This window comes from Kitasatospora sp. NPDC002227, assembly GCF_040296285.1.
Lineage (GTDB): Bacteria > Actinomycetota > Actinomycetes > Streptomycetales > Streptomycetaceae > Kitasatospora.
Genome location: NZ_JBEOWY010000067.1, coordinates 1 through 14,314, shown reverse-complemented (window position 1 = coordinate 14,314; position 14,314 = coordinate 1). Strand labels below are relative to the sequence as shown.

Annotated in this window: 12 protein-coding genes; 11 read left to right on the top strand and 1 reads right to left on the bottom strand. The window is 74.2% G+C overall.

Translation table 11 applies throughout. The features are described 5' to 3' along the window. The first annotated feature begins 19 nt into the window (after nt 1–19). Genes ABT095_RS35320 through ABT095_RS35270 form a run of 11 tightly spaced genes read left to right on the top strand, consistent with a single transcriptional unit; the run spans nt 20 to nt 11,504 of the window. Entirely contained in the window at nt 20–3,004 is a 2,985-nt protein-coding gene (locus ABT095_RS35320) for a type 2 lanthipeptide synthetase LanM family protein (protein ID WP_350533689.1), read from the top strand. A gap of 33 nt (nt 3,005–3,037) precedes the next feature. Beyond that, nucleotides 3,038–3,550: a mycothiol transferase gene (locus ABT095_RS35315; RefSeq protein WP_350533688.1), complete on the top strand. Its 513-nt coding sequence runs from the start codon at nt 3,038–3,040 to the stop codon at nt 3,548–3,550. Continuing rightward, entirely contained in the window at nt 3,547–5,205 is a 1,659-nt protein-coding gene (locus ABT095_RS35310; RefSeq protein ID WP_350533687.1) for an alpha/beta hydrolase family protein, read from the top strand. The genes ABT095_RS35315 and ABT095_RS35310 overlap by 4 nt, the downstream gene beginning before the upstream one ends. Nucleotides 5,206–5,247: 42 nt before the next feature. Beyond that, a complete protein-coding gene (locus tag ABT095_RS35305) occupies nt 5,248–6,009 on the top strand; it encodes a dTMP kinase (protein ID WP_350533686.1) in 762 nt (253 codons plus the stop codon). After that, entirely contained in the window at nt 6,009–6,584 is a 576-nt protein-coding gene (locus tag ABT095_RS35300) for a phosphoribosyltransferase family protein (protein ID WP_350533685.1), read from the top strand. The genes ABT095_RS35305 and ABT095_RS35300 overlap by 1 nt, the downstream gene beginning before the upstream one ends. Then, nucleotides 6,578–7,255 (top strand): dTMP kinase, encoded by a 678-nt coding sequence (locus tag ABT095_RS35295; protein WP_350533684.1) that lies wholly within the window; start codon nt 6,578–6,580, stop codon nt 7,253–7,255. Before ABT095_RS35300 ends, ABT095_RS35295 begins: the two co-directional genes overlap by 7 nt. Before the next feature lie 37 nt (nt 7,256–7,292). Then, nucleotides 7,293–8,579, top strand: a complete 1,287-nt coding sequence (locus tag ABT095_RS35290) for an FAD-binding protein (RefSeq protein WP_350533683.1) — start codon at nt 7,293–7,295, stop codon at nt 8,577–8,579. After that, nucleotides 8,576–9,013 (top strand): nucleotide triphosphate diphosphatase NUDT15, encoded by a 438-nt coding sequence (locus ABT095_RS35285; protein ID WP_350533682.1) that lies wholly within the window; start codon nt 8,576–8,578, stop codon nt 9,011–9,013. The genes ABT095_RS35290 and ABT095_RS35285 overlap by 4 nt, the downstream gene beginning before the upstream one ends. A 3-nt stretch (nt 9,014–9,016) precedes the next feature. Then, complete coding sequence (locus ABT095_RS35280) at nt 9,017–10,216, top strand: MFS transporter (protein WP_350533681.1); 1,200 nt, start codon at nt 9,017–9,019, stop codon at nt 10,214–10,216. Next, entirely contained in the window at nt 10,213–11,199 is a 987-nt protein-coding gene (locus ABT095_RS35275; protein WP_350533680.1) for a diiron oxygenase, read from the top strand. The genes ABT095_RS35280 and ABT095_RS35275 overlap by 4 nt, the downstream gene beginning before the upstream one ends. Beyond that, nucleotides 11,199–11,504, top strand: coding sequence for a winged helix-turn-helix transcriptional regulator (locus ABT095_RS35270; protein WP_350533679.1), 306 nt, complete (start codon nt 11,199–11,201; stop codon nt 11,502–11,504). The genes ABT095_RS35275 and ABT095_RS35270 overlap by 1 nt, the downstream gene beginning before the upstream one ends. 92 nt (nt 11,505–11,596) lie before the next feature. On the opposite strand, the gene ABT095_RS35265 is transcribed toward ABT095_RS35270, so the two are convergent. Next, nucleotides 11,597–14,314: ricin-type beta-trefoil lectin domain protein (locus ABT095_RS35265; protein WP_350533678.1), on the bottom strand; the 2,718-nt coding region annotated here is incomplete at its 5' end.

Below are 14,314 nucleotides of genomic sequence, written 5' to 3'. Positions count from 1 at the left end.
CCCGGCCGAAGTACGGATCATGTCTGAGCAACCGTCACCCCACCTTGACTCCCCCGACCACTGGGGGCAGATCGTCGATGCCGCCTGGGCGGAGTTCGGCGGCGCGCCGTACCCCGCCGGGCCGGCGGCCGAGCACCCGGCAGCCTCCGCCGAGGAGCGGCGGGCGGCCTCCGCCGACCTGGCGCTGCTCGGCTGGATCGGCCCGCTGGCCGCCTGGGCCCAGGCGCGGCTGACGGCGGTGCTGCCGTGGGCCGCCGAGCTTCCCGGCGGTCATCCGCTGCGCCTCCCGCCGCCGGGCCGGCCCGCCGCGATGATCAGGCGGGTCCTGCTGGCCGAACTCGCCGTGGCGAGGGAGCGGGGCCTCCTGCGCGGAGCGACGCCGCAGGAGCGGTTCGCGGACTTCGCCGACCGGCTGCGCGAGCCCGCCGCGGGCCTGGCACTGCTGCGGTCGTACCCGGTCCTCGCCGAGGAACTGGTCGCGGAGTTCCGGCGGTGGATCGAGGTCCGAGCCGGGTTCGCCCAGCAGCTGCGCGACGATCTGCCCCTGCTCGCCGCGGAGTTCGGCGTCACGACGGCCTCGGTCGCGGACGTCGGAAGCATCGACTTCGGCGCCGGTGACACCCACCGTGGCGGCCGCAGCGTGACCGTCCTGACCTTCCGTGACGGCCGCCGGGTCGTCCACAAGCCGAGGAGCCTGGCGGGGGAGCGCCATGTCGCCCGGCTCATCGACTGGGTCAACGACCACGGGCTCACCCATCCGCTCCAGGGCACCCACGCCGTGGAACGCGAGGGCTACGGCTGGTGCGCGGCGGTGGAGCCGGCGGACTGCCCCGACCGCGCCGCCGTCGGGCGTTTCTACTGGCGCCAGGGCGCGCAGCTGGCCCTGCTGCACCTGCTGCGGGCGTACGACATGCACGCCGAGAACGTGATCGCGGCCGGCGAGCAGCCCGTCCTCATCGACCTGGAAGCCGTCTTCCACGCCGACCGGCGCGAGGAGGAGGCGGCCGGCGAGGACGACACCCACCCCGTCGACCGGGTGCTGCGCGGCTCGGTACTGGCGGTCGGGCTGCTCCCGCAGCGAGTCCTGGCGGAGGACCAGGACGGCCTGCACGCCACGGACTACAGCGGGCTGTCGGGCGGCGCCGCACCGGGTGAGTCCACGCTGGGCCCCGAGCTCGGCTGCGCCGACCCCGGCACCGACCGGATGCGCGAGACCTGGGCCCGCCGCCCGTTGCGCGACACGCCGAACCGGCCGCGCCTGCACGGAAGTTCGGCCGAGGCCCAGGAGCACGCCGACGCGGTGGCGGACGGGTTCACCGCGTGCTACCGGCTCCTGCTCGAGCGGCGCGCGGAGCTGCTGGCCCCGGACGGCCCGCTCTCCTGGTTCGCCACCGACGAAGTGCGGATCGTCCTGCGGGACACCTCCGCCTACCGCGCGCTGCTCACCGCGTCCTGGCACCCGGACCTGCTGCGTGACCCGGCGGGCCGGCCGGCGCTCCTGGCGGAGTTCACCGCCGAGCTCGGCGGGGCCGCCAACCCGGAGCCGGTCGCGGCCGCCGAGCTGCGTCAACTGGCCCAGGGCGATGTGCCGATCTTCGTCACGACCCCCGCCGGCACCGGCCTGCACGACGGGAGCGGCGAGCTGTCCCCCCGGTTCCTGGGCAGCACCGGGGCGGACGCCGTCCGGCAGCGGGCGGCGGGGCTGAGCGAGCGCGACCTGGCGCACCAACTGTGGTTCGTGCGCGCGGCGCTGGGCACCCGCGTGCTCGGCGGCCACCACCGGCGGCCCGCCACCGCGGCCGCCCCGCGCCGGGCGGCCGACCAGGACCAGGCAGCCGACCAGGACCAGGCGGTGGGAGCCGACGAGCAGGAGCTCCTCCTGACGGCCGCCGTCCGCACCGGTGAGCAGTTGCAGGAGCGCCTGATCCGGGACGAGCCCTCCGGCATCGTCGACTGGCTCTCGCTGAACCTGGTCGGCGGCCGGTTCTGGACCGTGGGACCGAGCGGGATGGGCCTGCGCGCGGGCGTCTCGGGAGTCGCCCTCTTCCTGGCCGAGCTGGCCGCCGTCACCGGGGACGTCCGGTTCCGCCGGACCGCGGAGGAGATCGTGGGCGCGGTCTTCGACCCGCAGGACCTCCCCGACCCGGAGGATCTGGCGGGCCTCTCGGCCGGAGGCTTCGGGGAGCTCGGCGGCAGCATCCACCTGCTCACCCGGCTCGCCCTGCTGTGGGCGGACGACAGCCTGCTCCGGACGGCACACCACCTGGCGGCCGCCGTACCCGGCAACCTGGCCGAGCCGGGCACCGCCCTCGGCCTGGCCGACGGCGCGGCCGGTGCCACCGTGGTCCTGGCCGGCCTGCACCACGCCCGCCCGGACGCGGAGACCTCGGCCCGGCTGGTCACCGCCGCGGAGATCCTGCTCGCCGCCGGCCCGGGCGAGGGCGGCGACGGATTCGCGGACGGCACCCCGGGGCGGGCCTACGCCCTGGCGGTGGCCGGCGCCGCGACCGGGGACGCCCGGTACACCGACCGGGCGGCCGAACTCCGGCGGGAGCTCCGGCCGCCGGAGCGGGCGGAGCCGGGCGGCTGGTGCGGGGGCGCGGTCTCGGCACTGTTCGCGGCCGCCGGCACCGCCCTGGCGGCCCCGCCCGCTCCGGGCACCCGCCCCGGCCCGCTCCTCGACGCTGTCCGGCTGAGTCTGCGCGAGGGCGTGCCGGACGACTCGCTCTGCCACGGCACCCTCGGCCTCACCGAGGCGCTGCTGAGCGCGGGCGAGGCCTTCGGCGCCCCGGAGCTGCTGGGCACCGCACGCCGCGGCGCGAGGGGTGTGGCCCGGCGGGTCCTCGCCGGAGCGGTCCGTACCGGGGTACCGGGCGGCGTCCACGTCCCCGGTCTCCTCCTCGGGGCCGCGGGCCTGGGCCACGGCCTGCTGCGCGCGGCGGCCCCCGAAGCGGTGCCGAGCATCCTCCTGCTGCGCACCCGCCCCGCCCCGCGCCAGGCCTGACCCACCGGAACGAGAGAACGGAACCCCGTCACCATGCCAGCCCCGAGCACCCCCAACCTGGTCGCCGACGAGAAGACCACGCTGCACGCCTTCCTGCGCTACCTGCGCGAGGCCCTCATCGCCAACCTGTCCGACCTCGACGAGGCGGACGCCCAGAAGACCGTCGAGTCCTCCGGCAAGAGCATGGTGGGCCTGCTCAAGCACCTCACCGTGATGGAACTCGGCTGGTTCGGCCACGCGTACGCCGGCCAGGACCTGCCCCAGGCGGCCCACCACCAGACGGTCGAGGAGCCGGACACCGCCGCCGCCGTCATCGCCGCCTACCGCGCGGCGGCGGCCCGGTCGGACGCGATCATCGAGGCCGCCGCCGACCTCGACCGGCCCGGCGTCCGGACGCTGCGCCCCGAGACCCCCGAGCACCCGCCGCTGCGCTGGGTCATGCTCCACGTCATCGAGGACACCGCCCGGCACACCGGCCACGCGGACAACATCCGCGACGACATCCTCGGCTACGCCGGCCCGTGGCGCGGAACCCTCAAGTGGTGAGCGCCGCCGCGCTCTTCGCCGAACGCGAGCGCGATCTGCTGTGCTGGAGCGGCGGCCCGGTCCGCCTCGAGGCCGGCGAGTCGGGGCTCCGGCTGGTGCCGCCCGGCGGCGGCCCGCCCCGGGAGATCGCCCCGGACGCCGATCTCGCCGCGCTCGGCTCCGACGGGCAGCGGGTGGTCTCGGCGCGCCTGCTCCCCGACGGCCTGGAGATCACCGAGACCGACCTGGCCGGCGGCGCCGAGACCTGGCGGGCCGAACTGCCCGACGGCGTGCCGGCCGGCCGGTACCTCGCCGACATCACCCTCGGCGTCACCGCGGACGGAGCGCCCGACCTGGTCCTGACCCTGGAGGGCGAGGACACCGACCGCCTCCTCCTCGCGCTCGCCCGGGACACGCCCGCGTACCGGCTGGACCTGCCGCCGCACGGGCGGCTGCTGCTGCACGACCGCGGCTCGGCCACGGCGGTGCTCGAGGAGCAGCGGGGCCCCGACACCCCGCTGCTGCGGCTGTACCGGACGGACGGCACACCGTACGGCACCCTCGAGGGGACTTGGCGCGACGTCAGGGGCTCGCAGGCGCTGGTCGACGTCGGCGACGCGGTCGAGGTCAGGGACGTGCGGGACTGCTCCCTGACCAGGCGGATCGAGACCGACGGCGAAGTCCGCGACGCGCGGTTCCTCGGCTCCGAGGGGCGGGTCGCCGTCCTGACCTGCGTCGACGGGGCGGACAGGCTCGAGCTGACCGACCCGGGCACCACGGTCGGGCTCGGCGGCGCGATCCGGGTCTGCGCCGCCGGGCCGGCCGGGATCGGCCTGCACGCCGTCTCCACCCTCGGCGCGAGCGTCTGGGCCTGGCTGTCGCCCGACGGCACGCTGCGCACGGCTCCCGGCACGGTGCCCGCCTTCCGGGGCGAGGCCCGGACGGAGCAGCTGCGCCGGGGCCGGACCCCGATCGTGCTGCACCGCACCGGCGCGGCGCCGAAGGGTCTGCTGATCGCCGTCCACGGCGGCCCCGAGTCACTGGAACGGGACGAGCTGCGCTGGGAGGGCGTCTACCGGGACCTGCTCGCGGCCGGTGTCGCGGTCGCCGGGGTGAACTACGGCGGCTCGCTCGGGTTCGGCCGGGCGCACCGCGAACGCCCCTGGCACGACTGGCGCCGCTCGCTGGAGGAGGACTTCGCCGCCTGCCTGGACCTCGGCCGAGAGCTCGGCGTGGACCGCGCCGCCACGGCGCTGCTCGGCGGGAGCTTCGGGGCGAGCGCGGCGCTGCTGGCAGCCGGGGCCTTCCCGGGGCTGGCCGGGGTGGTCGCCTGCTCCCCGATGGTCGACCTCGGCACCTTCCGCCACCGCGTCGAGCAGCAGGAGCCCCGGTACGCGCCCTGGTTCGACCGGCGGTTCGGGGCCGCCGACCACCGGTACTTCAGCCCGGCCTCGCTGCTCGGCACCGGTGCGACCCCGGTCGTGGTGGTCCAGGGCGACGCGGACGAGGTGGTCGACGCGGCCGAGGCCGGGCAGCTGGCGGCGGCGGCCCGGGCGGCCGGCCTCGACTGGCGGCTCGTGCTGGAGCAGGGGGCGGCACACCAACCCTCCTCACCGGCCGAGTCCTCGGCCCGGCACGCCCTGCTCCTGCGCGAGATCCGGGCCCTGCTGCCCTGACCGCGTGCGGCACCCGTAGTTGTCCCGAGAAGGAGAAGAGAGGTGGTGACCGCCGTGAGCGGGCCCCAGACAGCCCCTGCGTGGTCCCTCGACCCCGACGTCCTCGCGCTCGGCCCGGACACCCTGGGCCGGGCCCCGCGGGTGGAGTTCGCCGAGACCGGCCGCCCCGGCCGGCTCATCGTGTTCGACGGGGTCGACGGCTCCGGGAAGACGACCGCCCTGAAGGCGACCGCCGCCTACCTGGCCGACCGCGGCCTGCCGGTGGAGATCGCCGGGCTGCTGTCCCCCGAGTGCCGGGAGCTGCCCTACTTCCAGCGCTACGCCGTCGATCCGACGAGCGCGCTGCGCGGGGAGGTGGACCAGCCGTCCCTCGCCGTCGTCTGCCTCGGGGACCGCCTGATGCGCTACCGCACCGTCTACCGGCGCGCGTTGGCGCAGGGCCGGTGGCTGCTGGTCGACCGGTACGTCTTCACCCCGCTCGCCGAGTCGATGGCCTTCGGCGTGGCCCGGGCCGAACTCGACCTGCTCGCGCAGCTCTCGGGGCTGCTCCCGGCGCCGGACTTGGCGTTCTTCCCGCAGGTCGAGCCCGAGGTGGCGCTGAGCCGGATCCGGGAGCGGCCCGAGGAGCAGGGCCACCGGCTCGACCTGGGCTTCCACCGGCGCACCGGTGCGGCCTTCCGGGCCCTGGCCGACCTGCACGGCTGCGCGGCGTACGACGCGCAGTCCGGGCCGGCGGCGGCACTCGCCCGGATCAAGGAGCACCTCGATCCGCTGATCGATTCCTACCTCGAGGAGAAGAGCTGATGCCGCGGACGGTGACGGCCCATCAGGAGGCCGCCGAGCTGCTGGCCGAGCACATGTTCGTCATACCGGACTTCCCGCTCCCCGGCATCCGGTACATCGACTACTACCGCAGCGTGGACCGCTACCCGAAGGTGCGCGGCGCGGTGCTGCGCTGCTTCGAGGAGCGGTACCGCGCCCTGGGCGTGGACGCGGTCGCCGGGATAGGCGGCGGGGGGTTCGGGTTCGGCATGTGCCTGGCCCACGCCTTGGACGTCCCGTTCCACTCGATCCGCAAGGCCGGCGACACCGTGTACGACGCCCTGACCACCTCGGTCGGGATGAACTACGCGCAACGGAGCTTCACCCTCGCCTCGGACGTGGTCACCGCGGGGGCGCGGGTGCTGCTGGTGGACGACACGATCGCGTCCGGCGGCAGCGCGAGCGGCGCGGTGCGGCTGCTGCGCGAGGCGGGGGCGGAGGTGGTGGAACTGGCCGTCCTGTTCGAGATCCCGTCCAAGGGCGGCCGGGAGGCGATCGCGCCGGTGCCGCTGTTCTCCGTGCTCAGGGACGAGCCGGCCGGGGCGGCGGCGTGCTGACCGAGGTCCGGTTCCAACCGCAGCCGGGCCCGGGCAAGTTGATCGCCTTCGAAGGCGTGGACGGAGCCGGGAAGAGCACCACCATCGAGGTGGTCGCCGGTCTGCTGGAGGCGGCCGGCGTCCCGTTCGAACGGGTCGACCTGCTCTCGCCGCAGGCCCGCCGCCTGCCGTACTTCAGGCGGCACGCGCAGGACCCCACCACCGCGCGGCGCGGCGAGGGCGACCAGCCCGCCCTCGGCATCGTGTGCCTGGGCGACCGGCTGGGGAACTTCCGCACCGTCCACCACGCCCGACTCGCCGCGGGGACTTGGCTGCTGGTCGACCGTTACGTCTTCACCCCGCTCGCCGAGGCGCAGGCCCTCGGCAGCGGCCCCGAGGACGTCGCGCTGCTGACCCGGCTCGCCGGGATGTTCCCTCGGCCGGACGCCGCCTTCTTCCCCACCGTGCCGGCCGAGCTCGCGATCGAACGCATCCGCAGCCGCCCCAAGGACCGGGGCAAGGTGCTCGACGAGGAGTTCTACCGGCGGGCCGTCTCGGCGTTCGCGCAGTACAGCCGCCACGGATCCCTGGCGCTGGACACCACCGCCGGCCCCGAGGCGGTCCGGCGGACCGTCCGCCCGTGCCTCCACCGCCTGATCCACGAATACCACGGGCAACTCGGTCAGAGCTGAACCCGCACCACCCATACCGAACCCCAGGGGGAGAACCATGTCGCCTTCAGACCGCCGCGTCGACGTTCTAGTGGTCGGCGCCGGCCCGGCGGGCCTGGCGGCCGCCCACTCGCTCCGCGGCTCCGCGCTCTCGACGCTGCTGGTGGACGGGGGCAAGCCCGTCCACCAGCGGGACCGTGACCGCAGCTCGGACATGACCCGCGGGCACGGCGGGGCCGGCCTCTTCTCGGACGGCAAGTTCTCGTTCTACCCGTCCGCCTCCCGGCTGTGGACGCTGCCGCACCGGAGCGAACTGCGCGCGGCGTACGAGTGGACCTGCCAGGTGCTGCGCGCCGCCGGCCTGGACACCCCGCCGTTCCCCGACGAGCCGGACAGCTTCGCGATCGACGCGGGGGAGTGGGTGCTCAAGGAGTACCCCAGCTACTACCTGTCGCTGCCCGCCCGGCTTGCGCTCTCCGCCACGCTGGTGGCCGAGTCCGAGGCCGAGCTGCTGACCGAGACCGAGGTCGTCGACCTGGTGCACGCCCCGCAGGACGACGTCTTCCGGGCGGTGCTCCGGGACGGCACCGGCGCGCGGACGCGGGTCGAGGCCCGCCGGGTGGTCGTCGCCACCGGCCGGTTCGGCCCGCTCGCGCTGAACGGCCTGCTCACCCCGCGACTCTGGCGCCGCCTCGAGGTCGGGTTCCGGATCGAGCAGCCGGCCGGCGAAGCGTTCTTCCGGTCCATGAAGCAGCTGGACCCCAAGCTCCGCTTCCGCAGCGACGACGGCCGCGTCGAGTGGCGCACCTTCTGCGCCTGCCGCCAGGGCGAGGCGGTCGCCACGGAGACCGAAGGCCTGTGGACGGTGTCGGGGCGGGCCGACTGCCCGGCGACCGGCCGGTCCAACATCGGCTTCAACACGCGGATCCTGGACGAGGCCGTCGCCGAGCGCGCGCTCTCCGCGCTGCTGCGCGCGGCCGCGGCCGAGTCGAGCGGGTTCGACGAGCCACTGCTCGAGGTGCTCGAGCCGGGGTCGCCGGAGCGCTCCCGGCTCGAGCGGGTGTACGGCGTCGAGCTGACCGCGTTCATGTGCGAGGGCGTCCAGCACCTCGCCGAGCGCTTCCCCGAGGTCCGCACCGAACGCACCCGGCTCATCGGCCCCACCATGGAAGGGGTCGGCTGGTACCCCGCCGTCCGGCCCGACCTGCGGCTCCCGGACACGCCGGCCTGGGTCGCGGGCGACAGCTGCGGAATGTTCCGGGGCATCGTCGCGGCCATGATCAGCGGGCACTACGCGGCGGCCCGGCTGAAGGCGAGCCTGCCGGCACCCGCGGTGGCCCGATGAGCACCATCGGCGTCGGGGTGGTCGTGGCGGACGGGAACGGCCGGGTCCTGACCGGATGGCGGACCAAGGACCCCGGTCACCCCTGCTGGTGCCTGCCCGGCGGTCACGTCGAACCCGGCGAGACCCCGCAGCAGACCGCGCTGCGCGAACTGCTGGAGGAGACCGGCCTGGTCGGTGCCCGGGCGCGGCCCTTCGTCCTGCTGATGGACAGTTGGCAGGGCGCGGCCCGGGCCACCGTCGGGGTGGAGGTCCGGCTCGCGGACCCCGCGCAGGCGCCCGAGGTGCGGGAGCCCGACACCTTCGCACGCTGGGAGTGGCTCGGGCAGCCGGCGGAGCCGATGTTCTCCGCCACCAGGGACCTCCTCGACGCGTGGTACGGGCGGCCTGCCCGAGGAGCGGTCCGCCACTACCTGGCCGACTCCGGGGGGAACTGAACCGTGCTGCTCTCTCGCCCCGGCGCGCCGGCCGACCCGAGGTTCCGCGTGCTCTGGTTCGGGCAGGCCGTCTCCTACCTCGGCAGCGCCGTCTTCCCGGTGGCCCTCACCCTCGCCATGGTGCGCGACGCCGGCTCGGCGGGACGCCTCGGCCTGGTCCTGGCGGCGGGCGCCCTCAGCGAGGGGCTCCTGCTGCTGGTCGGCGGCGTGCTCGCCGACCGGCTCCCGCGGCACCGGATCATGTCCGGCGCCGACACCGTCCGCTGCGTGGGCCACCTCTTCCTGGGCGCGGCGCTGCTGCGGCCCGGGACTCCGCTCGCCGCGCTGCTCGTGGTCTCCGCGGTGGTCGGTGCGGCCGGCGGGTTCTTCCGGCCGGCCTCCACCGGCCTGATCGCCAACTCCGTCGGCCCGGCGGACCTGCAGCGCGCGAACGCCGTCATGTCGGTCACCCGCCGCACCGCCATGCTCGCCGGGCCGGCCCTCGCCACCGCGCTGGCCCTGACCGTCGGGGCCGGCTGGGCGATGATCCTCGACGGGCTGACCTTCGCGGTGAGCGCCGTGACCCTCACCCGGCTGCGGATCCCGTCCACCCCGGTGCCCCGCACCCCGTTCCTGCGCGACCTGCGCGAAGGATGGCAGGAGGTCCGCGGCCGTCAGTGGCTGTGGAGCAACCTGCTGGTCCACGGCATGTGGAACCTGGCCCGGACGGCCTACTTCACGGCGGGCGCCACTCTGGTGATCACCAGGCTCGGCGGCGAACTGTCCTGGGGGGTGGTGACGCAGGGCGCCACGGTCGGCGCGTTCGCCGGCGCCGTGCTGTCGCTGCGGATCCGGCCCCGGCGGCCGCTCGTCGTCTCGAACCTCTGCCTGGCGGTCGGCGGCGCCGCGCTCGTGCTGGTCGCCGCCGAGGCCCCGGTCTGGCTGATCGCGGTCGCGGCGGCGGTGATGAACCTCGGGCTGGGCCTGATGAGCACCCTCTGGGACACCACCGTCCAGCGGGAGGTGCCCGACGAGAAGCTCGCCCGGGTCGCCTCGTTCGACTGGCTCCTGTCGACGGCGCTCTCGCCGCTGGGCATGGCCCTGGCCGGGCCGCTCACCGCGGCGGTGGGCGCGCGGTCCACCCTCTGGGGCGCCGCCGCCCTCATGGTGGTCCCCTCCCTCGGAGTCCTGGCACTGCGTGAAGTCAGAAGGCCCTGCACATGAACGACGTCGCACCCGTACCGACCCCGACCCTGCTCACCAGGAAGGCCTCGCCGGCCGGTCTGCTCTACGAGAGCAGGTTCAAGAACTGGGACAAGCGCGCGAGTGTCCGGGTGAAGCCCGAACGCCTGCTCGGTCCGCACGACGCGGGCCGGCTCCACTTCCCGCCCGAACTCGTCCCCGTGGTGTCGCACCCCCTGGTGGCGGAGCGTCCGGAGGGCACGGTCGAGCGGATGCTGGTTCAGCGGCTGCACCAGTACCTGCACTTCACCACGGTGCTGGAGCAGAGCGCCGTCATGCCGGTGACCACGGAGATCGGCCTCGGGCGGATCGGCTTCCCGCTGCCCCAGGAGATGCTCCAGGACGCCTTCAAGATCACAACTGACGAGGCCTGGCACGCGCAGTTCTCCTACGACCTCGGCCGGCAGGTCGCCACGGCCACCGGTGTCCCGGCCCTGCTGCCCGAGCACCCACGGTTCGTCGGCCGGCTGGCCCGGCTCGGCGCACGGCTCGATCCCGCCCTGCGCGGGGCCGAGGCCCTGCTCTTCTCGATCATCAGCGAGACGCTGATCTCGGCGATCCTCTCGGACCTGCCCCGTGACCGGCGGCTGCCCACGGCCGTCCGGGAGCTCGTCCGGGACCATGCGGAGGACGAGGGCCGCCACCACGCCTACTTCCGTACCCTGCTCCGGCACTTCTGGTCCGAACTGGACTCCCGCCGGCGGGAGTCCGCCGCGGCGGTGATCCCGGATCTGGTGTTCGCCTTCCTGGAGCCCGACTACGACGCCGTCAGACTGCTCCTCCTCGACGCCGGCCTCGGCCCGGCCGAGGCGGAGGGCGTGCTGGCCGACTGCTACCCGGCGGCGAGCGTCCGCGCCGGTGTCGCGGCGGCCGCCCGGTCGACCACTCGCTACTTCACCGAGCTCGGAGCACTCGACTCCGCCCGGACCGCCGAGGCGTTCGCCGCCGCGGGGCTGACCGCCTAGTGGACGCCGACTGCGCCCTCGCGCAGGCGCTCGGTGTGGTCGGCGGCCGGTGGACGCTGCTGATCGTCGGCCAGGTCGCCGACGGTGTGCACCGGTTCGACGAGCTCCACGGCGCGCTGGGGCTCGGCCGGAAGGTACTGGCCCAGCGGCTGCACGCCCTGGTCGAGCACGGGGTGCTGGAGAAGCGGCTCTACCACCCGCACCCGCCGCGCTTCGAGTACCACCTCAGCGAGAAGGGCGGCGGGCTGCTGCCCGTCCTCGAGGCCCTGCGGAACTGGGCCGCCGGGTACGCCGGGGGCGGCTGAGCCCGGGCCGCCGGGCCGGCCGAACGCCGAACGGCCCGCCGGAGAACCGGCGGGCCGCTACGGGGTTACCGCTGGGAGGTGCTGCTACGGGGTCAGGCGTTGTTGGGCGTCAGGGTCCAACGCTGGTCCGGGGAGCCGTAGCAGTCCCAGAGGATCAGCTGGCGGCCGTTGGTGATGTCCGATGAGGGGTCGGCCAGGCACCGTCCGGAGCCGGTGTTGAAGACCGAGCCGTCAGCCCGGGGGATGAACTGCTGGGCCTTGTTGCTCTGGGCGTCGCCCCAGCAGGTGGCCGCCTGGATCGGCGTGCCGTTACCGGTGCCGGAGTTGGTGGCGTCCAGGCAGAGGCCGTTCGGCAGGGTGATGGTGCCGTTGGCGTTGGCCGTCCACTGCTGGGCGCCGGAGCCGTTGCAGTCCCAGATCTGGACCGCGGTGCCGGAGGTGCTGCTGCCGCCCGCCTCGTCGACGCACTTGGAGGTGCTGACGTTGGAGACCATCGGGCCGGCGGTGCTGCCGGGCACGGTCGCCCCCGGCAGGACCGAGACGTTCGCGACCGCGCCGCGCCAGGGGTTGTTGGCCTGGCCGCCGTTGAGGTAGCGGCCGACCACCAGGTGGCCGGTGGGGGCCATGGTGCTGGTGTGCAGACCGGTGGCCGCGAGCGCGCCGTTGACGTACAGGGCCATCTGGCCGGTGGTCGCGTCGTAGCTGGCAGTCAGCTTGGTCCAGGCACCCAGCTGCACGCGGGCGGCGGCGTTCTGCAGCGAGTTGCCGCCGCTGGCCGGGTTGGTGTGGTCGTAGGACCAGCCGGAGTCGGAGGTCGACATACCGAAGGTCCAGGTGGTGACACCGGCCTGGAAGGTCCCCGGCCAGATCATGAAGTTGCTGGTCGAGGCGCCGTCCTGGCTGACCACCACACCGTCGGTGGACTGGTCCTCACGGGCCCAGGCGGTGACGGTGAAGGACTGCTGGGTGTTGACCTGCAGGTTGCTGTCGACCTCGCCCCAGGTGGAGCGGGTGTTGGCGTCGAACGCGGTGGAGGAGTTGAACACCGCCGCGTTGGTGGTGCCGGTGGGAGCCGTCGAACCGCCGAGGCTGACCGCGGCGTACGTGAGGTCGCCCTTGGTGGTGCCGTTGTTCAGACCGGTCAGGTCGTTGGCGTTCCCGGCGAGCGGGTAGCTGCCCGCGGGGGTCTGCAGGGCGCCGAGGTTGTTGACCGTGCCGAAGCCGTTGACCTTGCCACTGCTGTCCGCGGTGCCCGGCCAGACGAGGACGTTGCCGTCCTTGGTCTGGGCCCACAGGTCCGCGATGCCGTCGCCGTTGAGGTCGCCGCTGGAGCTGACCACGGGGTAGGTGGCCGGATCGAAGCTGAGCGCGCCGGTACCGGTGCCGGTGATGGTGCCGGTGGTCGGGTCGGCGAGAGCCTTGAAGTTGGGCGTGACGCCGTCCGTGCCCATGGTGATCGGGTAGGCGTGGATGGTCTTGTTGACGCGGTCGCGGGCCCAGAGGGTGGGCTGCTTGTCACCGTTGGCCGGGCCGGGGCCGATCAGGTCGTAGTTGTCCCAGTTCGCCCCGGACACCTGGGTGTCGGTCGACTTGAGCAGCCGCGCGTTGATGGTGCCCGGCGCGAAAAGCCAGAGCTGGTGGTTGATCACCGCGAGGATCGAGGTCTTGGTGAGGACATTCGTGCCGTTGACCTGGGAGACATTCTCACCCGCAGGAGTGCCGACGGCCAGGACCTGGGTCGCGTTGCTCCAGTCGGTACCGAAGTCCGCCGGGCAGGGAATCGTCGCACCGTCGATGTTGAGGCAGGTGACGGCGGTGTTGACGGCGCTGCCGGACTTGTAGAAGGAGGTACGCGTATCGAAGGTTCCGTGCCCCTCGTTGGTGTACAGGTAGAGCTGCGGGTCCCCGGCCGGGTGGGCGATCAGGTCGTCCACGGCCTTGCCGGCGAGCAGCGAGCCGCGGTGGGTGATCTGGACGTTGCTCCAGGTGCCGGTCGGCGAGGCCGCACCCTTGCCGACGACCCGGCTGGAGAGGGCTGGCTCGTTGACGGTGTTGACCAGCCGCAGGTTGCCGTTGGTGTCCGGCAGCAGGATGTCGGGCTTGTTGTCGCCGGTGAGGTCACCGAAGACGGGCAGGCTGCCGGGCTTCCACGGGGCGTAGAAGTTGTAGACGGTCGGCTGGCTGTAGTTGCCGGCGTTGTCCTGGCCCTGGACGTACAGCGTGTTGGTGCCCCAGAGGCCGGGGATGTAGCTGTAGGCGGCCTTGCCGGTGCCGTCTGCGGTCACGGTGCCCTGGTCACCGCAGTGCCAGCCGGTGACGGGGGTGGAGCTGGTGCTGACCTTGAAGCAGGCCAGGCCCGAGGCGTTGAGGCCTGCGCCCGGCGCCGGGTCGTTGCCCTGGATGGTGAAGGTGCCGGTGTCGCTGGCGTACTTCGCCGGGGTCGGGTTCGGCGTGCCGGACGGCGGGAAGTCGGTGGACGTCACGCTGACCGTCGGCGGGGTCTTGTCGACCCGGAAGTAGCACCAGGAGGTGTCGGGCGAGGTGAGCTGGCCGTCGGTGGCGTTCGCGGTCCAGCCGTACTGGTGGCCGTCGGTCAGCGAGCCGACCGGCATGACCTCGGTGTTGTAACCGCCCGTGGTCGCAGTGTCCTGGGCGAACGACCAGGTGCTGTCGTTGTCGTCCCACATGTGGAAGTGACCGTGCAGCGGGAGGTTGGCCGGGGACCAGTCGTTGAGGGCGAGCTGGATGTTCTGGTTGGCGCCGACCCAGCCCGGGTTGTACCAGGCGTAGGGCGCGGGGCTGCCGTCGGG

What these genes read in the sequence shown, in the direction of transcription:
- ABT095_RS35320 (WP_350533689.1), top strand. Translation starts at nt 20, where the DNA reads ATGTCTGAGCAACCGTCACCCCACCTTGACTCCCCCGACCACTGGGGG.
- ABT095_RS35315 (WP_350533688.1), top strand. Translation starts at nt 3,038, where the DNA reads ATGCCAGCCCCGAGCACCCCCAACCTGGTCGCCGACGAGAAGACCACG.
- ABT095_RS35300 (WP_350533685.1), top strand. Translation starts at nt 6,009, where the DNA reads ATGCCGCGGACGGTGACGGCCCATCAGGAGGCCGCCGAGCTGCTGGCC.
- ABT095_RS35290 (WP_350533683.1), top strand. Translation starts at nt 7,293, where the DNA reads ATGTCGCCTTCAGACCGCCGCGTCGACGTTCTAGTGGTCGGCGCCGGC.
- ABT095_RS35285 (WP_350533682.1), top strand. Translation starts at nt 8,576, where the DNA reads ATGAGCACCATCGGCGTCGGGGTGGTCGTGGCGGACGGGAACGGCCGG.
- ABT095_RS35275 (WP_350533680.1), top strand. Translation starts at nt 10,213, where the DNA reads ATGAACGACGTCGCACCCGTACCGACCCCGACCCTGCTCACCAGGAAG.